The organism is Halobellus inordinatus, assembly GCF_024464655.1.
Classification (GTDB): domain Archaea; phylum Halobacteriota; class Halobacteria; order Halobacteriales; family Haloferacaceae; genus Haloquadratum; species Haloquadratum inordinatus.
In genome coordinates this window covers 41816-65683 of sequence record NZ_JANHAV010000001.1, presented here as the reverse complement: position 1 = coordinate 65683, position 23868 = coordinate 41816, and the positions used below count along the sequence as shown (strand labels likewise).

General features: G+C 65.8%; 25 protein-coding genes and 2 tRNA genes. 10 read left to right on the top strand and 17 right to left on the bottom strand.

What is annotated here, in order from left to right; translation table 11 throughout:
• Positions 1 to 68 precede the first annotated feature (68 nt).
• The 3 genes from NO347_RS00360 to NO347_RS00350 all read right to left on the bottom strand — a co-directional run bounded on the left by NO347_RS00360 (position 69) and on the right by NO347_RS00350 (position 6569).
• Positions 69 to 2435 (bottom strand): PAS domain S-box protein, encoded by a 2367-nt coding sequence (locus NO347_RS00360; protein ID WP_256287763.1) that lies wholly within the window; start codon positions 2433 to 2435, stop codon positions 69 to 71.
• On the bottom strand, positions 2428 to 3882 hold the full coding sequence (locus tag NO347_RS00355; protein WP_256287762.1) for a DUF7125 family protein: 1455 nt from the start codon (positions 3880 to 3882) through the stop codon (positions 2428 to 2430). Before NO347_RS00355 ends, NO347_RS00360 begins: the two co-directional genes overlap by 8 nt.
• Before the next feature lie 200 nt (positions 3883 to 4082).
• Positions 4083 to 6569, bottom strand: a complete 2487-nt coding sequence (locus NO347_RS00350; protein WP_256287761.1) for a PAS domain S-box protein — start codon at positions 6567 to 6569, stop codon at positions 4083 to 4085.
• 141 nt (positions 6570 to 6710) lie between these two features.
• Between NO347_RS00350 and NO347_RS00345 the strand changes: the two genes are divergently transcribed.
• A complete protein-coding gene (locus tag NO347_RS00345; RefSeq protein ID WP_256287760.1) occupies positions 6711 to 7610 on the top strand; it encodes a PhzF family phenazine biosynthesis protein in 900 nt (299 codons plus the stop codon).
• Between the two features lie 99 nt (positions 7611 to 7709).
• Here the strand turns inward: NO347_RS00345 and NO347_RS00340 are convergent, their stop codons facing one another.
• Genes NO347_RS00340 through NO347_RS00320 form a run of 5 tightly spaced genes read right to left on the bottom strand, consistent with a single transcriptional unit; the run spans position 7710 to position 9996 of the window.
• Entirely contained in the window at positions 7710 to 8468 is a 759-nt protein-coding gene (locus tag NO347_RS00340) for a proteasome assembly chaperone family protein (protein WP_256287759.1), read from the bottom strand.
• Positions 8469 to 8472: 4 nt separating this feature from the next.
• Entirely contained in the window at positions 8473 to 8655 is a 183-nt protein-coding gene (locus NO347_RS00335) for an RNA-protein complex protein Nop10 (protein ID WP_256287758.1), read from the bottom strand.
• 43 nt (positions 8656 to 8698) lie between these two features.
• Positions 8699 to 9502 carry a translation initiation factor IF-2 subunit alpha gene (locus NO347_RS00330; protein WP_256287757.1) on the bottom strand — a complete coding sequence of 268 codons (804 nt, stop codon included), beginning with the start codon at positions 9500 to 9502 and terminating at the stop codon, positions 8699 to 8701.
• 24 nt (positions 9503 to 9526) lie between these two features.
• Positions 9527 to 9712 (bottom strand): 30S ribosomal protein S27e, encoded by a 186-nt coding sequence (locus NO347_RS00325; RefSeq protein ID WP_121558855.1) that lies wholly within the window; start codon positions 9710 to 9712, stop codon positions 9527 to 9529.
• 2 nt (positions 9713 to 9714) lie between these two features.
• Positions 9715 to 9996, bottom strand: a complete 282-nt coding sequence (locus NO347_RS00320) for a 50S ribosomal protein L44e (protein WP_121568992.1) — start codon at positions 9994 to 9996, stop codon at positions 9715 to 9717.
• A gap of 224 nt (positions 9997 to 10220) precedes the next feature.
• Here NO347_RS00320 and NO347_RS00315 point away from each other — a divergent pair, with 224 nt between their 5' ends.
• Positions 10221 to 10478 (top strand): HAH_0734 family protein, encoded by a 258-nt coding sequence (locus NO347_RS00315; protein ID WP_121568993.1) that lies wholly within the window; start codon positions 10221 to 10223, stop codon positions 10476 to 10478.
• A gap of 72 nt (positions 10479 to 10550) precedes the next feature.
• Here the strand turns inward: NO347_RS00315 and NO347_RS00310 are convergent, their stop codons facing one another.
• Complete coding sequence (locus tag NO347_RS00310; protein WP_256287756.1) at positions 10551 to 12983, bottom strand: DUF2298 domain-containing protein; 2433 nt, start codon at positions 12981 to 12983, stop codon at positions 10551 to 10553.
• A gap of 129 nt (positions 12984 to 13112) precedes the next feature.
• On the opposite strand from NO347_RS00310, the gene NO347_RS00305 reads away from it, so the two are divergent.
• The 3 genes from NO347_RS00305 to NO347_RS00295 all read left to right on the top strand — a co-directional run bounded on the left by NO347_RS00305 (position 13113) and on the right by NO347_RS00295 (position 14519).
• Positions 13113 to 13925: a glycosyltransferase family protein gene (locus NO347_RS00305; protein WP_256287755.1), complete on the top strand. Its 813-nt coding sequence runs from the start codon at positions 13113 to 13115 to the stop codon at positions 13923 to 13925.
• Positions 13926 to 14375, top strand: a complete 450-nt coding sequence (locus tag NO347_RS00300; RefSeq protein WP_256287754.1) for a GtrA family protein — start codon at positions 13926 to 13928, stop codon at positions 14373 to 14375. It abuts the gene before it with no gap.
• 69 nt (positions 14376 to 14444) lie between these two features.
• Positions 14445 to 14519: transfer RNA gene (locus tag NO347_RS00295), tRNA-Met, on the top strand.
• A 303-nt stretch (positions 14520 to 14822) separates the two neighbouring features.
• On the opposite strand, the gene NO347_RS00290 is transcribed toward NO347_RS00295, so the two are convergent.
• The 5 genes from NO347_RS00290 to NO347_RS00270 form a co-directional block, all read right to left on the bottom strand.
• Complete coding sequence (locus NO347_RS00290; RefSeq protein WP_256287753.1) at positions 14823 to 15233, bottom strand: Rieske (2Fe-2S) protein; 411 nt, start codon at positions 15231 to 15233, stop codon at positions 14823 to 14825.
• 72 nt (positions 15234 to 15305) lie between these two features.
• Positions 15306 to 16202, bottom strand: coding sequence for an aminotransferase class IV (locus tag NO347_RS00285; protein WP_256287752.1), 897 nt, complete (start codon positions 16200 to 16202; stop codon positions 15306 to 15308).
• A gap of 22 nt (positions 16203 to 16224) precedes the next feature.
• The gene (locus tag NO347_RS00280; RefSeq protein WP_256287751.1) at positions 16225 to 17091 is read right to left on the bottom strand and encodes a helix-hairpin-helix domain-containing protein; all 867 of its coding nucleotides are present in this window, start codon (positions 17089 to 17091) and stop codon (positions 16225 to 16227) included.
• A gap of 82 nt (positions 17092 to 17173) precedes the next feature.
• Positions 17174 to 17668 carry a DUF5790 family protein gene (locus NO347_RS00275; RefSeq protein WP_256287750.1) on the bottom strand — a complete coding sequence of 165 codons (495 nt, stop codon included), beginning with the start codon at positions 17666 to 17668 and terminating at the stop codon, positions 17174 to 17176.
• Between the two features lie 84 nt (positions 17669 to 17752).
• Complete coding sequence (locus NO347_RS00270) at positions 17753 to 18115, bottom strand: dihydroneopterin aldolase family protein (RefSeq protein ID WP_121569001.1); 363 nt, start codon at positions 18113 to 18115, stop codon at positions 17753 to 17755.
• Between the two features lie 185 nt (positions 18116 to 18300).
• Here NO347_RS00270 and azf point away from each other — a divergent pair, with 185 nt between their 5' ends.
• Positions 18301 to 19086: an NAD-dependent glucose-6-phosphate dehydrogenase Azf gene (gene azf / locus NO347_RS00265; RefSeq protein WP_256287749.1), complete on the top strand. Its 786-nt coding sequence runs from the start codon at positions 18301 to 18303 to the stop codon at positions 19084 to 19086.
• Positions 19087 to 19113: 27 nt separating this feature from the next.
• Here the strand turns inward: azf and NO347_RS00260 are convergent, their stop codons facing one another.
• Positions 19114 to 19398 carry a hypothetical protein gene (locus tag NO347_RS00260; RefSeq protein WP_256287748.1) on the bottom strand — a complete coding sequence of 95 codons (285 nt, stop codon included), beginning with the start codon at positions 19396 to 19398 and terminating at the stop codon, positions 19114 to 19116.
• A gap of 54 nt (positions 19399 to 19452) precedes the next feature.
• Entirely contained in the window at positions 19453 to 20115 is a 663-nt protein-coding gene (locus NO347_RS00255; RefSeq protein WP_256287747.1) for a DUF309 domain-containing protein, read from the bottom strand.
• A gap of 187 nt (positions 20116 to 20302) precedes the next feature.
• Here NO347_RS00255 and NO347_RS00250 point away from each other — a divergent pair, with 187 nt between their 5' ends.
• Positions 20303 to 20530 carry a DUF7564 family protein gene (locus NO347_RS00250; protein ID WP_121569004.1) on the top strand — a complete coding sequence of 76 codons (228 nt, stop codon included), beginning with the start codon at positions 20303 to 20305 and terminating at the stop codon, positions 20528 to 20530.
• 192 nt (positions 20531 to 20722) lie between these two features.
• Here NO347_RS00250 and NO347_RS00245 read toward each other — a convergent pair.
• A tRNA-Arg gene (locus tag NO347_RS00245) sits at positions 20723 to 20795 on the bottom strand.
• A gap of 176 nt (positions 20796 to 20971) precedes the next feature.
• On the opposite strand from NO347_RS00245, the gene NO347_RS00240 reads away from it, so the two are divergent.
• The 3 genes from NO347_RS00240 to NO347_RS00230 all read left to right on the top strand — a co-directional run bounded on the left by NO347_RS00240 (position 20972) and on the right by NO347_RS00230 (position 23868).
• Positions 20972 to 21469 (top strand): hypothetical protein, encoded by a 498-nt coding sequence (locus tag NO347_RS00240; protein ID WP_256287746.1) that lies wholly within the window; start codon positions 20972 to 20974, stop codon positions 21467 to 21469.
• 347 nt (positions 21470 to 21816) lie between these two features.
• Entirely contained in the window at positions 21817 to 23301 is a 1485-nt protein-coding gene (locus NO347_RS00235) for a single-stranded DNA binding protein (protein WP_256287745.1), read from the top strand.
• Between the two features lie 135 nt (positions 23302 to 23436).
• Positions 23437 to 23868, top strand: coding sequence for a histone family protein (locus NO347_RS00230; protein WP_121569007.1), 432 nt, complete (start codon positions 23437 to 23439; stop codon positions 23866 to 23868).

The following is a 23868-nucleotide window of genomic DNA, read 5'->3' as shown; positions in this document are numbered from 1 at the left end:
AGGGTGCGGCTGGACCCTTAATCTGTTCGTCTGGGCCGGCTTCGGACGCGTCACGCGAACGACCAGCCTCAGCTCGTGACCGGGAGTGTGATCGAAACGACCGTGCCACGGGGGTCGTTGTCGGTGATCCGGATCCGCCCGCCGAGTTCGGTCACGACCCAGTTGACAAGCCACAGGCCGAGCCCGCTGCCGTGGAGGAGCGGCGTCTCTTCGCCCTCTTCGAGCACGAGCCGTTCGTTCTCGGGGATCCCCGGCCCGTTATCGGTGACAGTGATCGTCGCGTGGGGATGCGCAGCAGACTCGGAGACGTCGACAGTCAGCCGCACTTTCGGAGTGTCGGCATCGTTGTGCTGGACCGCATTCCGAAGCAGTTCCGTGAGCGCGGTTTCGAGTTCGGCGTTGACGCGGTGCTGCGTCTGCGGGATCTCGACCGATTCATCGACGCCGGCAGTAGTGTCGAGGACGTCCTGCTTTGCCCGCCGGATCACTGTTTCGAGGGACCGGACGACGTTGCGCTCGTTGTCGTCGCTGAACGTGCGTTCGATCTGCTGTACCTGGTCGCTGATCCGGAGGAGTTCGTCCGCCGAATCGATGATCCTCGAGACGGCACCCCCGGCGTCGGTCCCGTGATCGGAGAGCAGGTCGGCGTAGCCGCTGATGATGTTCAACTCGTTGCGGAGGTTGTGTCGGAGCACTCGATAGAGCACCTGGAGCTGTTGTCTGCGCCGCCGTCGCTCCGTGATCTCGGTATTGACCGCGACGAACCGTTCGACGGCTCCGTCGTCGCCGAAGAGAGGTGCGATCGTCTGGTCGATGTACTGGCGCCGGCCGTCTTTGCGGCGGTTGATAACCTCGCTCTCCCATATCTCGCCCGACGTGATCGTCTCCCAGAGGTCGCGGTAGAACCGCCGGTCGTGCTCGCCGGAGCGGAGGATGCGCGGTGTCCGCCCCAACGCTTCCTCTCGACCGTAGCCAGTTGCCTTCTCGAACGCCCGGTTTACGTACTGGATCGTGCCCTCGACGTCGGTAATATAGATCGCGTGTCCGGTGTGTTCGATCGCCTTCTCGAAGAGTTCCGCCTCTTCGCGTGCGCGGATTCCCGTGATCTCGCGACCGATAGCGCGTCCGAGGTTCGCCAGGGTCTCTCGTTCCTCCCCGCCAAAGGCGTCTTCCCGCGAGGTGTAGAGATTGAGGGCACCGAACAGTTTGTCGTCGTGCTGGATGGGGACGGCGGCCGTCGCGCGGACATCGAATTCCGATAACGCGTCGTGCCACGGGGTCATCTCTGGATCAGCCGTGGCGCGCTGGGCGGTTTCGACCTCACGAGACCGAAGCGCGCGGCCCGTCGGCCCCTGCCCGGTCGGGGCTTCGCCGGCGGTGATTTCGACCTGGTCGAGATACGCCGCCGCGCCGCCACCCGTCGCCCGCGGCACGACCGGATCGCCGCCCGTCTCGAACTGCCGCTCGCCGATCCAGGCGAACTGATAGGACTCGGATTCGGCGAGTCGCCGGCAGACGGTGGCTTCGAGTTCGTCCCGATCGGTCGCCTGAACGACTGCCTCCGTCGTCTCTTGCAGCGTTTGAGTGATTCGGGTGAGTTCTTCGAGCCTGTCTCGCTGGCGTTCGACCGTCCGCTCGCGCTCACGCCGCGCAGTGACATCACGGATGCTCAACACGATGTTCGGATGCGCGTCGGCGTGGCCTTCGAGGACGCTCGCCGAGACCTCAGTCTCGATGACGGTTCCGTCCTTCCGGATACACGAAAGCGACTCGGTCCGCGCTCGGCCCTCTTCGAGGACGCGCTGGACGAACGTCTCGTACGCGTCTTGGTCCTCGCGGTGGAGGTCAGCGGACGGCGACAGCGACACCAACTCAGACTCAGCGTAGCCAAGTAGTTCCGTCGCGCGGGGATTGCACTCCGCGATCCGGTCGGCCGCTGGGTCGATAATCAAAAGAGCATCGTCGACAGCGGCGAAGATCGTCTCGTAGCGCTCTTTGCTCCGTTCGAGCCGGGTCGTGAGGTCTGCAGAGAGCCGCCGTCGTTCGAGGAGGTTTTCGAGTCGTCGTCGAAACTCTGAGACCTCAAGCGGCGTCGTGATCGTCTCGTCGACGACCGATCGGAGAGCGTCAGTAAGCGTCTCACCGCCGTCGGCCGTCGCGAGCAATACGGGGAAGAATCGCGGACGTTCGCGTTCTTTGCACGCTTCAACCCACTCGTGGTGGCGTGCGAGTGCAGCAGGGTCGACGAGACAGAGGTCGCCATCGACCGCGTCTTCGGGATCGGAGACGACGACGGGGGTGTACGGCGAGTCATCCCGGAGCCACCGTTTGAGGTGTCGTCGATTCTCCTCGTGCTCCAACAGGAGGAGGATTCGCCTGTCGCGCTGTACGGTCGGTGATTGGGGATCGCGCGGGTCGAGGCGGCCGTCAGTCATCGGTACGGGGCGACTCCCACTCGGGTGTGCCCGAGAGGATACCGCGGAGCCCCGTCAGCGGTTCACCAACTGAGAGCCCATCTTCGGTAATCTCGAACTCCCGGAGTGAACGTTCGAAGTTGCTGGTGCGTTTCTTGAGAACTCCGCCGATCTTCCGGAGCGTCCCTTGGTGCTCGATGTGCTGGAGAACGACGATGTTGTCCGCGAGATAGCTCAGTTTGGCCCCCGTCGCCGAGAAATCGCCGGTGACAGTGTAGGTCTCGTCGACGAGGATGACCGTCACACCCATATTCTTCAGATACCGGCTCAGCGCGTGCAGACGTCTGGTGAGTTCGTCTTCGGGACCGCGGACGGAAACCCGGTAGCCGTCGATACCGTCGATCATCACGATATCGGCGCCTTGCTCTTCGACCTCCTGTCGGACGCACCCAGCGAACTGTTGCGGTGACAGTTGCAGCGGTTCCATCTCCTCGACGTACAGCGATCCCTGCTCGCACATCTCCGCCACGGGGACGTCGACCGACTCAGAGCGCTCGTGGAACGTCGCCATATTCTCCTCGAAAAGGTAGATCACTGAACGCTCGCCGCGCGCTGCGGCTTCCTTCATAAAATGCGTCCCGAGGGTGGTCTTGCCGACGCCCGTAGGCCCGCTGATCACCGTGACCGTTCCCCGTTCGATACCGCCGTGAAGCAGTTCGTCGAGACCAGGAACGCCCGAAGAGAGCGGTTCGGCGACGAACTGCTGAGTGTGCTCGTCGGGCTGTAATTCCGGATAGACGACCATTCCTTCGTCCGATATCTCCATCGCGTGCGTTCCGCTCTGGGCCGCCGATCCGCGGAATTTCGGAACCGAGATCGATTGACCCCGATCAGCGTCGTCGAGTTCGATCGTCCCGTCGCTGAGGAACTGCAGGTCCTCGTCGGATGAACTCGCAGTATGTTGAGAGGTGAACAGCACAGTCGCGTCGTCTCGGGTGAGATACTCGAGGAAGCCAATCGCCTGTTTTCGGAACCCGCGGTCGTCGCGGGTCAGATGCCGCAGCCGAGTGATCGGGTCGACGAAAATGCGGTCGGGATCGATCGCTTCGACCGCGTCGGTGACGCTCTCGGCGAACGGCTCCCGTTCGACATCGCTCGCCTCGAAGACAGTGTACGATTTGTCCTCGAAGAACACGTCCGCGCTCGGACTCAGATCCAGGAACTCGACGGCGTCGAGATCGAAATCCAGCGCCGTGGCGTTCTGTTTGATATCTTCGGCGGATTCCTCGAGGTTGATGAACAGCGTCGTCTCGGCTTGTCGGACGCCTTCGAGTAAGAAATGACAGCCAAGAATTGTCTTTCCGGTCCCCGGGTCACCGCGAACAAGATAACTACGACCGGGGATCAGACCACCCTGCAACACCGAGTCGAGTCCGTCGACGCCCGTCGAGAGTCGACGATCAGTCACAGCGTGTCCCCCCATAGCCCGTGTGGCCGACGGGGGAGCACACGACACTCGTTGTGTTCCCTGAGATTCCCTCTGAGTACCCCACTACCATTTGGTTGTACGTATGGCAGTGTTTACGATAGAAAAATCACTGTGGTCATATGTACATACGAACTTTTATTTATACTGGATATTTCCACTCAGTGACCAGAGCCAGCAGATCAGCCATCGAAGAGGCTGCTGAGGAGGTGCCGCTGTGCTGCCCGAAGGCGGTCGTGGAACGACGAGGAAGAAATGTCCATCTTCGCGGCGAGTTCGGTGCCGGAAAGCCCTTTCGGGGACTCGAAGTATCCGCCGTAATACGCAAGCTCGATGGTCTCTCGCTGACGGTCGGTGAGTCCGTCGAGGACGGAACCCGAAGAGTGCTCTGAGACGACAGGCGGGTCCTCCGGTTCCGTCACCGCGAGGAGTTCTGCGTCCGGATACGTCGCCGAGACGATGTCGACAGCGCGATGGACGGGCATCGTCGACGGAGTCGTAACACGGATCCGGGCATTGGTTTCGTCTTCGCCGACGATCTGCTGGAGCCGGATGCCGTGCTTGGCTAAGATGGTCGCGATAAACGGGTCTGAGAACGTCACCTGGAACAACACGTGGTCGCCGCCGTCACCGAGCTGTCGGATGGACGTGATTCCAGTCGACTCCACCGCCGTCTGGACAACCCGTTCGGCCGAACCCGCGAGCAGTCGTACGAAGACCGTCGTCTCGCCGCTCTCCTTCTGGTGGAGTCCGTCGAACGAGACAGAACACTGATGTTCCAGTGCGATCCGGATGAGCGGACACGACTGCGAGCGGATCTCGAAGTCGAGTTTTTGGCCCTGCTCCGAGAGAACAGCATCCTCCCACTCCATCATACTCATCATACAGCCCAGGAGTTCACCACACTCTTCGAGTACGGCGGTGGTCCACTCCGACACCGCGCCACGCTCGCTCGCGAAGACCGTGAGGACGCCGTAGAGAACGCCCTGGTACTGGAGCGGGATCGCGACAGCCGATCGAAAGCCACGGCGTACTGCGTCCCGACGCCAGGGTTGGTGTTGGATATCTGTCGCCGTGTTCTGGACGACAGTCGTCTCAACGGTGTGAGCGGTCCGAACTGCGGGCTCCGCGACCGTCTCGTCGAGAGTGAACGCGTCAGTGTCGAGGTACCCCTGGTCTTGGCCAGCCCACGCTTCGGGGACGAGTTCGTCGCGTTCTGGACTCAGGCTCCCAACCCACGCGAACGTGAACGGGTCGGTGGTGCTAAAGAGTTCACACGCTTTCTGCTCGAGTTCCGCACGTGTGTCTGCCGTAATAGCGATCCGAACGATCTCACGGATGTCCGCGTTCAGTTGTTCGATCTGCTGGAGCGCCTCTGTCTGCGCTTCGAGTTCGCGGCGCTGTCGTCGCATCTCCTGTTCGCGCTCCGTGCGGGCAAAGACGGCCTCCGCGTTTCGCGAAAGCAGTTCGAGTAGCCGCTGATCCGTGACTTCGAACTCGTCGACAGAGGTGTGGCCGCAGACGATCGCTCCGAACCCGTCGATCGGGGCAACGAGGACGCTCCGGACCGGCGTATCCGAGCTTTGGATGCACTCGTCCGTGCGGGCGTCGGCGAGTCGAACCGACTCGCTCGTCAGATATGCCTCACCGATGATACTCTCGCCGAGCGACAGCGGCAGGAGATCACCGAACGCCTCCGGGACGCCGTCCGAGTGCGCGATCGGATGCAGTCGTTCGTCGTCGGGATCGAAGAGATAGACTGCGACGAAGTCCCGATTGATGGTCTCGACCGCCGTCTCGACGATCGACTCCGCGATTTCGACGTCGGTCTCGGCGCGAACCAAGTCGCGCGCGCTCTCGTGGAGTTCTTCGAGCGTCTGCTCGTACCAGACTTGCTCGGAGATATCGCGAAAGATACCGTGGATCAGCGTCTCGTCTGTCGGCGCATCGTCTGGCGCCTCGACGGCGGCGACGCTGATCTCCACGGGGACGGTGTCGCCATCAGCATCCACGACGTGGATCTGCTCGCCGTCAGGCTGATACCGCAGCGTACCACCCACTTCGAGGTGTCTCTCAAAGAGTTCCTCGTATCGGTCCGATTCATCACCAGGGTGCAATGTCGTTATCTTCTCGCCGATCAGTTCGGATCGCGATCGCCCAGTCAATTGCTCGGCTTTGTCGTTCAGTTCGCGGAGATGTCCCGTCTCGTCGCTCACGAGAATCGGAACCGGTGCGTTTTCGACGAGCGCACGGTAGGGGTCGGCTGCCGCATCGGACTGCAGCGCGCCGTTCGTCGCCCCATCGAGGCGACCGACGACGAAGCGCTGCTGCGCCGACTGGATCGTCGATTCCCAGACGAGGAGGTGGGAGCGTCCCTCACCGGCCGCAGAGGCACCGCCGATCACGATCGGTTGCTCGTCGACGCTCGGGTCCTCGGGGTCGCTGGAGTCTGACTCGAGTCGCTCGCGAAACGCCTCTCGAGCGTCTGCGCGGCTGTGGGCGGGAACCAGCGCGTCGAACAGATCCGCATCGCGAAGTGTTTCGCTGTCGGTGTTGACGGCGTCACAGAACGTATCGTCGACGTACCTGATGCAGCCATCAGCGTCGACCGTCACGATCCCCGCCGAGAGCGATTCGAGAACCGATTCGAAGAACTGCGCTGACGGCATTCGAACTGCAATCCTTCCCCCTGACTGGTCATTCTATCGGTACGCGTGAGAGTCGCCACCATTCGCCAATAATCCGAGGCGCAGGACGAACCACACACGGAGGGACGGGGACTTTTCACCCGCGACCTCGTTCGGGCGGGTATGGATACCCGCCGCACACTGCTCGTAGACGCCTTCGCCGCCGAACCGCTCGCCGGCAACGCGGCCGGCGTCGTCCCGGAGGCGGACGGCCTCACAGCGGATCAGATGCGAGCGATCGCCCGCGAACTCGCCGTCAGCGAGACGGCGTTTCTGCTCCCCTCGGAGACGGCCGACCGCCGACTCCGCTACTTCTCGCCGGAGCAGGAAGTCGACCTCTGCGGGCACGCGACTGTCGCCGCGCACGCACATCTCCGCGAGGCCGGGGCGATAGACGAGGGCGAGCACACCATCGAGACGAACGTCGGCGTCCTCGACGTCGAGGTCGAATCTGACGGGAGCATCTGGATGACCCAGGAGATGCCGCGGGTCGAACGCGTCGAGGTCGACTACGAGCGGCTGGGGAACGCGCTCGGAATCGACCCCGCGGCGCTTCGCGATGTCGGCGCGGACGCTCCCGTTGCGGTCGCCTCGACGGGGCTCCCCTTCCTGATCGTTCCGGTGAACTTCCTTCAGAACCTCGGGTCGGCCGATCCGAACGACGGGGCGGTCGAAGCGATCGCCGACGAGCACGACGTCGCTGGCATCTACGCGTTCACCTTCGACGCGCTGGGCGCTGATTCGACGCTGCACGCGCGGGCGTTCGCGCCGTCGGTCGGCATCGCCGAGGATCCGGCGACGGGAACCGCGAGCGGCGCCTGCGGCGCGTACCTGCGCGAGGTCGGCGCCTTCGAGGACTTCCCCGAGGAGATGGTCTTCGAGCAGGGGCACTTCGTCGACCGGCCCAGCGAAGTCCGCGTGCGCGTCGCGGGAGACGTTCGCGTGGGCGGGCGCGCGGTGACGTCGCTCGACGGCCGGCTCGCGGTCCCGCCGGCAGAAGAAGACGACATCGTCGAGGCGTGAGCACTCGACGCCGACGGGCGTACCGCAGACCGCGTATTCAGGAGGCGAACCGATCCGAACCAACCTGGATCGGCCGCAGTCTCTATTATACGATCCGACTCAACCGATGTACCGCAGGTCGTCGTCGGTCGGCATCCCCTGCTGTTGGCTCTGCATCTCCTGAATCTTCTCTGCGACCTCTTTCATCTCCTCGGCGCGCTCTTCGAGGGAGTCGTAGCCGACCTCGAAGCCGATGACGTCCTCGAGAACTTCGAGAACCACTTGCGCGCTCGTGGGATCGACCAGATAGCCGCTCGTCTCGCCCATCAGGCACGCGGCCGAGAAGTCGCGGCGGCCGCCGAGCCCGAGGAGCAGGCCGCTGACGCCGACGATGCCGCCGGCGGGTTCGCCCTCACGGAACTCGACGCCGGCCTCGGCCAGCGCGTCGATGGCGTCGGCGTCGCTGACGGCACCGAGAACGTCCGGCTCCTCGACGAGTTCGCCCGTCGGGACGCCGCCGAGCGCGTAGATCTCGTCGACGCCGAACGACGTCGCGACGTCGAGGAAGGCGTCGGTGACGTGGTAGTGTCCCGAATGTGACTGTGCCTGGTGGTCGCCGGTGAGAACCAGCAGGTCGCGTTCGCCGGCGTCGACCGCGTGGAACTCGGCGCAGGCCAGCGAGGCGACGCCGTCGTCGTCGACGCCGACCTGCGGGGGGAACTCGTCGGAGTAGACGCGGGCGACGAGGTCCGAATCGAACTCCTCCAGTAGGTGCTCTACAGCCAGTTTTCCGACGTGACCGACGCCGGGTAGTCCCTCGACGAGAGCCGGCTCGCGGAGCTCAGGCTCTGCGAGCGTCTCGATTTCGATGTCGTCCATACCCTCACTCGCGGACGCGGCGTTTAAGAGCGCGTCGGTACTCGCCGTAGGCGTCCTCGGGGTCGAACGGCGCGGGCACGGAGTTTTCCGTCTCGGCGCCGCACTCGGGACAGGTAGAAGAGAGCGTGTAGACCGGGCGCTCGTGGACGTCGCGCCAGGCGGAACACACGCGGATGTCGGATTTCACGAGCGGAAGGTGAGTCGTGGTCGCAGTCGGTCAGTCGGGGGCGTTATTCGTCTTCTTCGTGCCGGTCGCGGTGGTAGTTGGCGGTGCCGCCGTCGGCCTCGATCGACTCGCTGGCCCGGCCGGCCGCCGCCTCGAGGGCGTCCTCGGCCGTCTTGTAGTCCGGCGCGCGGACGCGGATGCGGTACTCCGGCGAGCCGACGTAGGTGACTTCGAGTTCGATCTCCTCGGGGATCTCGTCCTCGTCGCCCTCGGCCGCCTTGAGCGCCTCCTTGATCCGATCGACGCCGTCGCCGGTCGGACACCGGAGATCGACGTAGCCCGTGACGTTCACGTACGGGACGGAGACGTTCTGGCGTGCGGTGTCGACGATCGCCTCGATCTCGTCGTCGTCGAGGTCGACGTCTTCGAGCGCGCTGGTGCCGTGGATCGCGGCCGACTCGAAACTGTCGTAGAGAGACTCGAACTCCGCCAGCAGCGCGTTCGCGACGGCGCTGTAGCGCTCGTCGTCGACGTCGTCGCCGAACGCGACCTCCATCCAGTTGTCGGCCTTCTGCTCGTTCTTCCACTCCTGGATCTTCTCTTTCCGCTGGTGCTCGTTGACGTCCTTGATCGAGAGATCGATCTGCTGTGAGCTCTCGTCGACGTCGATGACCTTCGCCACGACGGTCTGTCCCTCGCGGACGTGGTCGCGGACGTTCTTGATCCAGCCGCTGGCGACCTCGCTGATGTGACAGAGGCCGCGTTTGTTCTCGTACTCGTCGAGGTCGACGAAGACCCCGAAGTCCGTGATCTCGTCGACTTCGCCGACGACGAGTTCACCGGATTCAGGCCAACCGCTGTACTTCATATATTGGAACCTCCGAGCGGAGACTTACGCCTCGGCCGAGCGTCGCTCGACCGTCTCGATGACTTCGCCGTGGATCTCGGCGTCGCCGCCGGTCGGCGTCGCGAGCGTCGTCCCGCAGACGGCGCAGTTGACGGTCGTGGACGCCTTGCCGAAGACGACCTGTTCGTTGTCACAGTCCGGACACTGAACGCGGTAGAAGTTTCCTGCCATCGTTACTCCTGGAATGTGAGACGGCCTGCGCGCCACCCTTCTCGCATGTGGGCTTTGCCGCAGTCCGAGCAGATGTACTTCAGGTGGGTCTTCTTCGTCGGCTTGTCCCCACCGGGCACTTTCGAGAACTTACCGGCGTTTCCGATCGTCGCTTTTCCGCGGCGGGTCTGCCGCGCGTTCCACTTCATTCCGGTCGACCGGCCCGTTCGGACCTTCTCGACCTCGTGCTCGTGGTGCCCGTCACAGTTCGGGCAGTACGTGTTGAATCGGCGTGGCATCTCCATAGATATCGACCTTGTGCGCTTTTCGATGTGGCCAGTTAAAACCCGTTTGGTTCGGATCGACGCTCGCGACGCCCGCCAGACGGCTTCGGGAGGCCGGTCGCGTGTGAGACAACGACGAGCGGACGCTGAGGGGGAGATCCGCCGCGGTGGCCGCTGAGAGACGCCGGGAGCGCCCCCGAGGCGTCTCCGAAGCGATTAAGCCCCGACTGAGCAAACGTCGTCGTATGAAGAAGGTCATCATCCGCGGGGATCCGGACATCAATCGCGGCGCGACCATCGAGGTCGACGGCGAGGAGGTCGTCTGCTTCTCGATCGACCGCCAAAGCGACTACCACGGTGCCGAACGGCCGCAGCTGTGGTGTACGGTCGGGGCCGAAGACGAGCGCGAGGCCTTCGAGAAACGCGAGTTCGTCCCGCACTTCCTCGACGTCGTCGCCGTCGACGCCGAGGCCGTGAACGTGATCTCCAAACGCGGCGCGTAAGTCGGCTCGATCACGGGTCGGTCAACCGCTCGCCGGCCGATCGGTCGCTGTTTCTGCGGGAGGCGAGAGTGGCTACGCGGCGTCAGACGATTCGCGCCGGAGGTCCCCGAGCGCGACCTCGTAGATCGTCACGTCGCCCGAGCGGTGGACCGCCTCGATGGCTTCGGATCCGAACGATACCGAACCATAGCGCGCGCGTTCGTTGGGTCCGACCCAGATGTACTGTACCTGATACTCGTAGAGGAGCGCCGCCCGCGCCGAGGCGTTGCCGGTGTAGATCGTGTCGACGTCGCGCACGCGGTCGAAGTACGCCTCGCGCCCGCGGTAGCCGATCTCGTGTCGCCAGCCGGCCACGGTCGGCACGCCAGTTAGACTCGATGCGGGGTTTGCGTTCCAACTGTACATCGCGCGCTCGCGGCCGTCAGTCCCGCCGGGATAGGTAGTCGTCCCGGGCGCTTCGAGCATCGTCGGTCGGCCTTCCAGGTCGTCGACCCAGTCGATCGCCGCCGCTTGTTCGGGGTGGTCGGTCTCGACGAACTGCGTGGCGTCGAGCGTCGGTCCGCCCGCGGGGGCACGCTCGACGTGCGTGCCGACCGCGAGCACGCCGTAGACGCTCGTCGAGGTGACGAGGGCGACAGCGAGACCGATCGTACCGACGCGTCGCCAAGGGATCTGCGACCACAACGTCGGTCCAGAGGTGTCGCCGTCGCCACCGCCGTCGCGTGCGGCGTCTCGGTCACCCGTTGCCCACGCCCCGAGCACGAGCCCGGGGAGCGCGACGCCCATCGCGGTGCCCCAGAACGCCCAGATCTGCGCGTACGTCTTGAAGACGGTGTTCATCCGGCCAGGGCCAGCCTGCTCGTTGACGTACACGAGTTCGACGAGGGTGACCAGACCGGCACCCGCGACGACGAGCACGGCCTCGTAGCCGATCGACCGCGACGTGCGGAGACCGACCCAAGCGACGACGAGGAGCGGCACCGAGACCGCGAGCGCGGCGAAGCCGATCGAGTGGCCGACGTAGCCTGCGGCGAGGAGTCCGGCCGCGAGGAGCCACGGGCGGGCGACGCGCAGGCGCGAGAGGAGGTAGCCGCCGAGGCCGACGACGAACGCGCCGTGGACGAGCAAGAGCGCGCCGAGTCCGCTCCGCATCTCGGGGCCGAGGAGTTCGATCGACCGTTCGCCGCCGCCCGTCGCCGTGCCCAGGAGGAAGGGTGCAGCGAGCACGCCGGCGACGACCGCGGCGACGCCGGCGACGACGAGCGAACCGAAGATGCGGCTGCTCTCGGCCGTCGCTGCGGCGGTCGGCCCGTCGCCGTCAGCGGGTGCGATTCGCCCGGAGAAGCGGCGGAGTCGCGAGCGAAGCCCCGCCGTGCGGGGAAGGAGCGTCCACGGATCCGCGGGTGCGAAGGTCACCGCGAGCCACCCGAGCGCGAGCACGCTCGGGAAACTCCAGGTGTTCTGGACCGCCTGCCAGGCCGCGAGCACGGGGACGACGAGGAAGACGAGCGCGCGCCTGCGACCCCGCTCGCGCGCGGGCGTTCGGTAGCACGCGTAGCCGACGGCCGCCGCCAAAAGGAGCGTCGGCGCCCCCATCATATGTGCGTGCAGATCGCCGTTCAGCCACGCGAACAGCGGAAATTCGTTTATCGTCCCGGGGATGACGCGCGAGGCGTTCCAGTAGCTGAACGAGTCCGCTCCGGCGAGGATTCGCTCGGCCGTGTAGTCCGTTCGCGCCGCAACATAGGTGGCCGCCGACCGCCGGAGCGACTCGGGGAGCGCGAGCAGCGCGAACCGACCGGCCGTGACGAGGTTGCTCGCGAGGCCGACAAAGAAGACGGCGACGCCCCCGGCGAGGCGGCGCGGGAGTCCCCGATCGGCGCCGATCGAAGCCGCGAGTTCGAACGCGGCAGTGACGAACGCGGCGTAGAAGCCCGCGAGCGCGAGGTTGTAGGCGAACCGCGGCGGCGTGCCCGTCAGCCACGCGAGCAGCGTCGTCGTCAGGTGGCCGCCGTAGTAGTACTTCACCGGCGCGTTCGCGAACCAGAAGTCCTCCGGCGGGAGGACCGCCGAGCGCTGGAGCGTCTTCAGGAGCCCGAAATCGAGGAACTTCTCGCCGCCGCCGGGGTGGACGGCCGGGTCGAACGCGCGGAGCGCGACGACGAAGACGAAGCCGAGGAGGAAGATAGCCGCCGCGTCGCTCGCGGCGTTTCGGTCGATGTCCACGCCGAGGCGAACCCGACCGCCACGGAGGGCTGTGAGGTCGAGCGCGGCAGTCGCACTCGCGACGAGCAGCGTCAGAGCACCCGCTGCGAGCGCGAGCGGACCCCACGTCAACTGACCGACCCAGTAGGCGGGGACGCTGAGAACGACGAGCGCGGCGGGGACGGCGAGGCCCGCGCCCCGGCCGCTCGCGCGAGGGAGGAGCCTGGCGGCGAGCGGGAGACCGAGAGCGAAGAGCGCGGCGTAGAGGACCAGCCAGCGGGCGACGAGGGCGTACTCCATTCTCCGTATCGCACGGACCGAGACGCCGAGACATACGTTTTGTGATGCGCCGGGCGGATACCGGAGGAAGTGACTCTCCGCCGACCGCTAGCGGTTCGTTTTTCACACAGAAGCCGGTATCTGGGGGTGATGACTCGTTCCGTCGGGATCGTCGTCCCCGCCTACCGGCCCGATCCCGAACGTCTCGGCGCGTATCTCCGTGCGCTCGCGGAGCGACTCGATCCCGCCGTGATCCGAGTCGAACTCGACGCGCCGCAGTCCGACCCCCGCAGTCAACTCGGCGCCCTCCCCGACTGTGTCGAGATCGCTGCCGTCGACGCCAGACGCGGCAAGGGGGCTGCGATCACGGCTGGGTTCGAGGCGCTCGTCGACTCGGTCGACGTGCTCTCTTTCGCCGACGCCGACGGGAGCACGCCGGCAGCGTCGTTCGCGGCCGTCGTCGACGCCGTCACGTCTGGAGACGCCGACGTCGCGACCGGCTCCCGTCGGCACCCAGACGCCGACGTCGCCTCGCATCAGACGTTCGCCCGTCGCCGCCTCGGCGACGGCTTCGCGTGGCTCGCGCGCCGCTTCCTCGACGAACGGCTCTACGATTACCAGTGCGGCGCGAAGGCGATCACTGCCGATGCCTGGCGCGAGGTCCGCGGACACCTCTACGAGCCCGGCTTCGCCTGGGACATCGAACTCGTCGCCGTCGCAGGTGCGCTGGATCACCGGATCGCGGAGGTGCCGGTGCGCTGGGAGGACCGCCCCGGGTCGACCGTCTCGCCCGTCCGAACGACGCTTCGGCTCGGCCGAGCGCTCGTGACGGCGCGACACCGTGCGCGTCTCCTGCGGGAGGACCGGCTGCACGAGCTGCTGGACGCGCGCCGCGAGGCCGAGCCGTCGCTGATCGAGCGCCTCGCTGCAACGGACGCCGCAGACGCCGTCGAGGCCGACTGAATGGTCCGCGAGACGGTCGACGCGCTCGCCTCGGGCGTCCGGTTCGGCAAGTTCGTCTCCGTCGGAGCGGTCGGCGCGGTCTTCGATATGACCACCACGACGGCGCTAATCGTCGGTTTCGGGATTCTCGGCGAGTACGCGAAGCTCGTTGGCGCGGAGGTCGCGATCGTCGTGATGTTCGCGATCAACGAGCGCTGGACCTTCTCGGAGCTGGGTGCGTCGGGGGCGCTCCCGACGCTGAGTCGGTTCGTCCGGTCGAACCTCGTCCGCAGCGGCGGTCTCGCCGTCCAGTTTCTGATCGTCCGGGGGCTCCGACAGCTCGATCTGTCGGTCGTCGTCTTCGGCTTCGACCTCTGGCAGTTGATCCCGATCCCGATCGCCATCGCGGGATCGATGTTCCTGAATTACGTCGCAGAGAGCCTGCTCACGTGGCGCGTAACGCGGTCCTGACCGCGAGGGAAATTGCCACACTGCGGGCGAAACACAACCCTTAACCGTAACCCACGGTTTCGTTTCAGTAGCGGGATGGGATAGCCAGGAGATTCCGCCGGGCTCATAACCCGGAGATCGGTAGTTCAAATCTACCTCCCGCTATGGTTCTGCCGAACGTAACACAGCGAGGCGTCGTATCGCCGAGTAACTCCTGCGTTCGGCAGTCATAGCACGAGTAGATTTGAACGAGACTGCGAGGGAGCGCCGCGACCGACGCAGACGTCGTTCAAATCTACCTCCCGCTATTCTCCTGAAATCAACCATTCGAGAGGTGCTGTACGGTTATCAGTCGAATGCGGTTCAAAAACCACGAGCTGTCAGATTCACCTAAGGATTGTCGTAATTATTTATCGGCTCTTACCGCACTATCCGGCGAGAATGCTATGCGGACGACGATACTTCCGATCAGAAGTCGATCCGACCGCCCGAGGAGAGGTCCCGCTCCTCGGAGAGGCCGGGTTCGGCGGCGTCCCACTCGTCGTCGGTGAGATAGACCGCGCCGTCGTCGACGGTCACCTCGAAAGTGTCGAGGACCGCACCCTCACACGGACCGAAGTTGCAGTTTCCGCTCTGCTTTTCGAACGTCGCACCGTGTTTCTGACAGACGAGTTCGCCGTTGCGCACCAATGCGCTCGAACCCTTGTCTAATCGGACGTCGCGCCAGTGCGGACAGTAGTTCGTGAAGGCAATGACAGAACCGTCGTCGCGTCGAGTGAGGAGTCCTTCGGTCGTCTCGAATCCGGATTTCGCGGTGAAGACGACCGTCTCGTCCGCGGAGACCTCGTCGGCCGCAGCGATGCGGCGTTCCTCGTCCATAGCCGCGCGTTTGGGGTACGGCGATTCAAGCGTGACGGTTTGGCGTCGACGCGGTGGGAGGCGTGGGCGGAGTCACTCCCGGAGGCCGCTGTCGCCCCCGCCATAGTGGTCGCGCTCGACGCGAGCGTCGTAGACGCGCTGGAACAGCGTCGTGAGCGGGCCGCCGCCGACATCGATGCCGTCGACCGTTTCGGCGGGGCGGACCTCCCAGGTCGTGTTCGTCACGAACGCTTCTTCGGCCCCGCGGAGGTCGTCGGGCGTGAACGCACCCTCGCGGACCGGAATGCCTTCGTCGCGGGCGATGTCGAGGACCTCTCTGCGCGCGATCCCCGGACGGACGGGGCCGTCGAGACTCGGCGTGCAGAGCGCCTCTCCATCGACGAAGAAGAGAGTGGACGTCGCGCCCGCCGCGAGGTGACCGTCGCCGTCGAGCATCACGGCCTCGTCGGCGTCCGAAACGCGGAGTTCGATACGGGCGAGGACGCCGTTCAGGTAGTTGTGCGTCTGCGCTCGCGACGGGAGCGACTCGTCGGGGATGCGACGCGTCCGAACCGTCTGGAGCGTCGCCGGCTCGTCCCAGACGGAGGTCGAATCGACGCCGCCCCGGGGGCGCGGGGTCACTTGGACGACAACCGTCGGGTCGACCGCCGGGTCGGGCGTGAGCGCGTCCGACTGGACCCCACGGGTGACAGAGAGCTTCACAGAGGCGTCTTCGAGGTCGCTCGCCCGCAACGTCTCGTCGACACGCCGTTTCAGCTCCGGGTCCGAGAGGCCGTGATCGAGCGAGAGCGCCTCCGCAGAATCCGCGAGGCGGTCGGCGTGTGCGTCCCAGCGGAACACGTCGCCGCCGTACGCGCGGAGCGTCTCGAAGATCGCGTCGCCGTACACAAATCCCCGGTCACGGACGCTCACAGCCGCCGCTTCTGCCGGAACCAGTTCGCCGTCGACGTGGTAGCGGAGGTCGGCCATCCGGTCGGAGATCACGAGAGCGCTAAGACTGCTCGCGAGCGCGCTCGACCCAACCGGAGACGCGCTTCGATGAGACGCCGATATCGTCGGCGACGTCGTCGGCGTCAGCAGCCGCGAGGTCCGCGACAGTCTCGATGTCGACGGTCCCGAGTCGCTCGGCGTAGGCAGGACCGATGCCTTTGAGCGTCTCGACCGGTTCGCTCTCGTCTTCGCCGGTCTCTGCACCGGCGGCTTCGTCGTCCGCTGTCGTGTCCGCTTCGTCCGCTGTCGTATCTGCTTCCGCCGCTGTCGCGTCCGCTTCGTCGTCAGCAGACGCAGCGTCGTCATCTTCCGCACTCGCATTCTCGTCTTCGCTCCCGTCTTCGAGCGCTTCCGTCGGCGTGACGGCCTCGGCGGGCTCTTGACCCGTCGCCTCGTCGACGAGCGTCTCGGTCGAGGCCGCAGCGTCGGTGTCTGCCGCGACCGCGTCGTCGGCCGTCTCGATATCCTCGGCGTCGGGGTCGGGGGAGACAGCTTCCTCACCTTCCCCGGCCGTTTCGACGGCCTCTGCGGGCTCTTTGCCGGTCTCATCGTCGAGGAGCGTCTCAGTCGACGCCGCGGCGTCGGTCTCGGCCGCTACTGGCTCTGCGGTCGCATCCTCGGTCGACGTCTCTGAGTCGGTCGCGTCCCCCGACTCAGTCGCGTCTTCGGATTCGGTCGAGGTCTCGGCGTCGTCGGCGCCTTTGATCGTCGCCTCCGTCGACGCGTCCGCGTCCGCACGTTCCGTCTCGTGTTCGACAGAGACCTGCCCGCCCGCCCGCGTCGATCCCGGCGACGATTCAGACTCATTCGTGCTCCCGCCGCCGACGAGCGAGCGCAGCGACGACAAGATCGTGTCGAAGATACTCATTACGTTGATGATATGGCCGTCGAGTATTTAAAAACCGTTGCGCCGCGTCGGCGTCACCGAGCGGATGCCCGGATTGCGGTCGCTATGCGTCCGCCTCGTCCGCACTCGCGTCCGCTGCGTCGGCCTCGTCTGCGGCCTCCTCGTCGCTGTCGGCCGCATCGTCCGCCGCAGAACTCTCGGCGGCTTCGGCCGCTTCCTGCAGTTGGCTCCGGACCTGCGGCATCGTGCCGGTGAGGTCGCCGACGAGGTCTTCGGCCTCGGCGAGCGACACAAGGAGTTCCTCGACTGACTCGACCTGCGCTTCGATCGCGTCGGGGTCGTCGAAGGCTTCCGCGCGTTGTCCCACGATGAAGGTCTTCTTCGCCTGGCGGAGGTGCTCTTCCGCCTCGCCGACGTCCAGTGCCGAACGGAGCGCGTTGAGAACCCCGAGGACGTTGTCTGCCTCCGCGTCCCACACCGCGTCGGAATCGGGGAGTTCCGCTCGCGCGTCGGCGAGGTGGCTCTCGACCTCCTCGCGCATCTCTGCAGCAGCCTCTCCGAACAGGTCGTCGTCACCGAGTGTGCTCTGGCTACTCATACCATCGGCTTCGACGCGGGAGGGGTTAAAAACACGCCCGAAAGTGAAAGTGAAATCGTGCGGCTGATGCGCGCTCGGGCGCGGTCACTCCTCGACCGCGACGAGTTTCATAAGCGGATAGTCGCCTTCCATCTCCATCCGCGTGCGGACGGTCACGCCCTCGTACTCGATCCGCATCTCGACGTCGACGAAGCGACCGGTCAGCTCCGTGTACTCGGCCGACTGCGCCTCCAACTCTGCGGCGATGCGGTCCGTTCGGACGTCGACGTCGACGTCGACGCAGTACGGTTGGTTCTCGATCGCTTCCTCCATCGCCCGGCCGAGGCTTTCGGCGCTCTGGGGGCTCACGGGCGTGCCCGCGAACTGGTGATAGAGCGTGCCGAACTTGATACCCGCCTCGAAGCACGCGCGCTCTGCATCCGTCCCTGCCTGCCCCGCGTCGGTCATATCCGGTCTCCGTCGCCGTGGGCTAAGGGACTATCGGCTACGGCGACGGATCGGCCCAGTCAGGATGGGCTCCGGGCGGGGCAGCCGACCCCCGAGACGTAGAAAACCGAAGCGAGACCTGTCGGCTCGCCGTCACGGGCGCGAATCGGACGTTTCTTGGCCTCCCTGCCCGGATGGTCGTTCGAATGGACGACCCGGTTCTCCTGACAGGGGCGGGCGGACGCGTCGGGCAGGCCATCCTCCGCCACGTCGGTTCCGAGTTCGACTGGCGACTGCTCGACCGAGAGCCGCTGCCGGACGCGAAGCGTCCCGAGAGCGTCGACGACGACGACGTGTTCGTCGCGGACGTCACCGACGACGAGGCGGTTCACGAGGCGCTCGAAGGCTGCCGCGCCGTGGTCCACCTCGCGGGCGATCCGCGCCCAGAGGCGCCGTGGGACAGCGTCCTGCAGAACAACATCGACGGGACGCAGACGATGTTCGAGGCGGCCGTCGAGACGGGCGTCGAGAAGTTCGCTTTCGCCTCATCGAATCACGCCGTCGGCGCGTACGAGACGGACGCGCGGACGCCGGAATTGTATCGACCCGAAGACGAGTTCCGCTTGGACGGGACGGAGCTGCCCCGCCCCAGCAACCTCTACGGCGTGAGCAAAGCGACCGGCGAGGTGCTCGGGCGGTACTACCACGACCATCACGACCTCTCGGTCGTCAACGTCCGCATCGGCAACCTCACCGAGGGCCATCCCCCGATCGACTACGAGCGCGGGCAGGCGATGTGGCTCTCCTACCGCGACTGTGCGCACCTCTTCGAGCGCTGTATCCTGGCGGACTACGACTACGAGATCGTCTACGGCATCTCCGACAACGACCGGAAGTACTACTCCATCGAGCGCGCGAAGGAGGTCCTCGGCTACGACCCGCAGGACAACTCCGCGGAGTGGCGCGAGGACGAACGCGTCGTCGAGGAGTGAGGCACGCTCGCGGTCGAACCGAGACGATCAGTTCTCCCAGGCGTCGTGGCTCTGTATCTCCTCGCGGACCGTCTCGCAGTCGTCCGCAGAGGACATCCCGAGCGCGTCGACCACCTTCGAGCGCGTCTGTCTGTCGGCGACGCTGGTCCCGTCTGACGTTTCCAGTCTGAACGTCGGCGACGACGAGAGCCCGCCGAGGCTCGATCCACCCGATTCGACGATCGTTGGGAGAACGCCGTGCGCCGCCAGCACGCGAACGAGCTCGTCTCGCCCGTCACCGATGGCGTCTTTGATATCGTCTTGGATTACCATACCAGAGAGTCGTACGCGCCGACAGTCGTTCAATTTTTTGACTGATTCGGGCGTTCAGTCGAACAGCCCGGCGACGTCGCGCTCTTCGCTCCGCTGCCGTTCGACGTGCCGCTGGAGTCGATCGTAGACGAGCGCGCGTCGCTCGCGGTCGGCCGCGAAGTCGAACAGCATCCCGACGAAACCCCGCGAGCGCGAGGCCGCGAGCGCCGTATCGGGCGAATCGCCGTCGGGGCTGTCGCTCTCGTCCGCCTCTGATCGCGCGTACCGAATCGCGTCGTCGACGACCGATTCCTCGAACGCCTCGTACTCGCGCGCCAGGAGTGCTGCCGCGGCAGCGACGTGCTCGAAGGAGAGATCCGTCGGCTCCAGCGCGTCGCCGTCGTAACGGAGCGCGGGCGGCCGACGACGTTCGGCGAGTTCCGGGTCGGCGGCGAGTCGCCGGAGATACGCACGCACGTCCGCGACGTTCACGTCCCGGGACGCTGCGTCGACGTCGGCGAGGTACTGCGCCGCGCTCTCGGCCAGTCCGCGCGCCCCGCTCCAGTTGCGCCGGCGAGAGTGATGTACCGCCGCCGCGTACTGGATCAGCCCGTGGAGCAGTCGCTCCTCGGGCGTCCCGTCGTCGAGGTCGAGCCACGGGTCCTCCCAGGCGTCGTGTGCGGCGCGATGGTCGCCGGCGTTGAACACCGCGATACCGATCCGGAGCGCATCTTGCACAGTCGGAAGTTGTCGTCGCGCGAGTAAATACTCGGCGTTCGGCAGGATTCCGCCCTCCTCGATGCCAGCGAGAGTGTGCCAGCAGGAGTGTGACAGTGGGTGACGAACTTATCCGCTTGCAGGACTATCGTACAGGTGAACAGCATATGACTACACAGCCCACGTCCCCGCCCCGGAGGCGAAGCCAATGACCCGCGCGCACGTCACCTGTCTCGACTGCGGTACCGAGTTCGTCCGCCCGAACGGCTACGGAGGGAACTACTGCCTCTCGTGTCACGAGTCGTGGGCGGCCGACGCCGACGAGCGCGAGTCCGAGGAGACGGGCCCCCGCCGGCTCCGGCGTCGGACGACGCCCTCCGTGCGGCGACTCGACGACGATGACGCCGACGCGCCGTCGCGCTACGACGACGAGTGAGCGGCGCTGGCAAATTTTTTCTCAGAGGGGACGTCTCGTGTGCTCGTCGTGTGGCACCGGTACACTGTAGCGTCCTGACGGAGATTTGAACTCGCTCGCATCGCTTCGCGATGCTCGCTGCTCAAGCCTCCGATAGTCGTATAAACCGGCGCAGACGACCCGCTCCGCTCGTCGCGTTGCGTCTCGCAGAAACGTCCTGACGGAGATTTGAACTCCGGTCCCTGGCTCCGCAAGCCAAGAGGATAGTCCACTACCCTATCAGGACTCATCTCTTCGTACTCCGCATTCACTTATGAGGGTTACGATGCGACGGTGCTACGGCACCGACACACACGGTTGCGGTCGGCCGGCAAATCGAACCCGAAGCCTGACCGAAGAGTGACACAAGAGACCGTTTGAGCCTCCGACACCGCTTTTGGGTGGTACGTGCTATCACAAAGTATGCTGCGCCGAACGGTCCTCTCGGGCCTCGCAGTCGCCCTCCCGACCGCCGTCGCCGGCTGTACCAGCTCAGAGCAGGCGACGCCGGGGACGGACACCGCGAACGGAGCCACCGAGACAGACACGCCACCCAGTTCCACCGTGACGACGAATCACATCACAGCGACGTTGATACCGCGAGCGAAGTGCCCCGAGCCCGGCGCGGCGACCGTCTCGTTCGGCGACGACGGCGAAATCTCGGTCGTCGGCTGCGTCGTCGGCAAGAACGCCTGTACCGTCCCGCGGTTGCAGGACACCACTTACGACGCCGACACGGGCGACGTCACCGTCGTCGTCGCAGCCGTCGAAGAACGCGAGGAAGACGAGGCGTGCGCGGAAGTGCTCACGAATCTCGGCTACGAGGTCGATATCGAGACGAGCGGCACAGCGCCGACCGGTGTGGAGGTCGTCCACGACGACGTCGACGGGCGACGGACTGTGGCGGACGTGACGAAGTGACCGCGTTCCGGCAGAGAGGAGACGGCGCGCCGGCGACGTGGCGAACAGATGGCGCACCGGCACCGACGGGCGCATCGAACGTTCAGGTCCAGCGAACGTTCATATAGGAGGACGGAACCACACCTCGCGTGCCAGAGATCGACCGGGGGATACAGCGCGTAGCACGGGGGCAGATCGGGGAACCGCGAGACGGCGAGACGGCCCGCACACGGCGCAGAACCACCGACAAGACAACGCTTAAGCGGCGGCCTACCCTGGCTGTGGATATGCCTGTGGCCGTATCCGCTCGACCCGCGGGTTTCGCGCTCGAACCCGACGGCCGTCGCCGCGATGGGGGTGTCGCGTAGATGGGAGCAATCGAAGACGTGTACGACGACCTCGACACCGACGTCGACTTCGAGGAGTTCGAGGCCGCCGTCGAGGACAAGGTCGAACAGATGGGGGGCCTCGCCGACGAGGAGACCGCCGCGATGCTCATCGCCCACGAACTCCGCGACGAGGAGGTCGAGGGCGTCGCCGACGTCGCACCGGGGATGGACGACGTGAAGTTCCTCGCGAAGGTGATGAGCGTCGGCGACCTCCGGACGTTCGAGCGCGACGGCGACGACGACGACGGGAGCGTCGTCAACGTCGAAGTCGCCGACGAATCCGGCCGCATCCGGATCACGATGTGGGACGGTATGGCCGAAGACGCCGTCGAGAGGCTCGAAGTCGGGCAGGTGCTCCGTGTGGCGGGGCGTCCGAAAGAGGGCTACAACGGCGTCGAAGTCGACGTCGACAAGGTCGAACCCGCCCCGGACGCCGAAGTCGACGTGGAGGCGCTCGACACCTACCGCGTCGAGGACCTCGCGCTCGGGCTCTCGGACGTGAATCTGAAGGGTCGCGTACTCAGTACCGACAGCGTCCGGACGTTCGACCGCGACGACGGCTCGGAGGGCCGCGTCGCGAACCTGACGCTCGGCGGTCCGACCGGTCGCGTGCGCGTCACGCTCTGGGACGAGAAGGCCGATCTGGCGACCGAGTTCGACACCGGCGACTCCGTCGAAGTCGTCGACGGCTACGTCAGAGAGCGCGACGGCACGCTCGAACTCCACGTCGGGAACCGCGGCGCGGTCGAAGCCCTCGACGAGGCGATCGAGTACGTCCCCGACACGACGGACATCGACGCGCTCGAACTCGGCGAGACCACCGATATCGCGGGCGGCGTCATCGAGACCGATCCCAAGCGAACGTTCGACCGCGACGACGGCTCCGAGGGACAGGTCCGGAACGTCCGAATCAAAGACGAGACCGGCGACATCCGGGTCGCACTCTGGGGCGAGAAGGCCGACCTCGACATCGACCTCGCGGACTACGTCGTCTTCACGGACGTCGAGATTCAGGACGGCTGGCAGGACGACCTCGAAGCCTCCGCCGGGTGGCAATCGACGATCAGCGTGATGGACGACGCGCCGGAAGACGCCGCCGACACTACCGCCGAAGCAGCGCAGTCGACCGGACTGGGCGCGTTCGAGGCGAGCGGTAGCAACGATACGGACGACACCACAGCGAGCGACGGAGCGGCCAGCGTCGACGGGTCGGGGTCAGGCGCAGTCGCCGCGACAGTCACGGACCAGTCGGCGGAGACGACGACCACGGACGCGGAGACGGGCGGCACCGAGACGTTCACCGGCACGGTCGTACAGGCCGGAAGCCCGGTCGTCCTCGACGACGGGACCGAGACGCGAAGCGTCGAAACCGACGAGTCGCTCCGCCTGGGCGAGGAAGTGACCGTTACCGGCCCCGTCAGCGACGGAACGATCACCGCGGCCGACGTCGAGCGGACGGAGTAAGCCGCGACGGAGCGGAGACGACGTTCGCCAGTCGCGCCGCGCAGAACCGCCGAGCGACGGCGTCGGACAGACAGCGAGCGGCACAGGGGTCGCTACGGAAAGGATTATACGCCGGTCGAACCGCATATGTTGGTAATGAGTGTCGAGTTGCCGTTCGCCCCCGTGGACACTATCATTCGACGGAGAGCCGGCGACCTCCGGGTCAGTTCCGGGGCAGCCGAGGAACTCGCTCGTCGCGTCCAAGAACACGGGGCGGCGCTCGCCGTCGAGGCCGCCGAGAAAGCGGCCGAAGACGGCCGCAAGACGTTGATGGCCGAGGACTTCGACGTCCAGCAGGTCGTCAGTCGTCGCGAACTCGAACTGCCGATCGCGCCGATCGACCGTATCGCCCGCCTCGAAATCGACGACCGGTACCGCGTCTCGATGGATGCCCGGATCGCCCTCGCGGACATCCTCGAAGACTACGCCGACAACGTCGCGAGCGCGGCCGCGACGCTGGCTCAGCACGCGGACCGGCGAACGGTTCAGGCCGAAGACATCGAGACGTACTTCGCCCTCTTCGAGTAG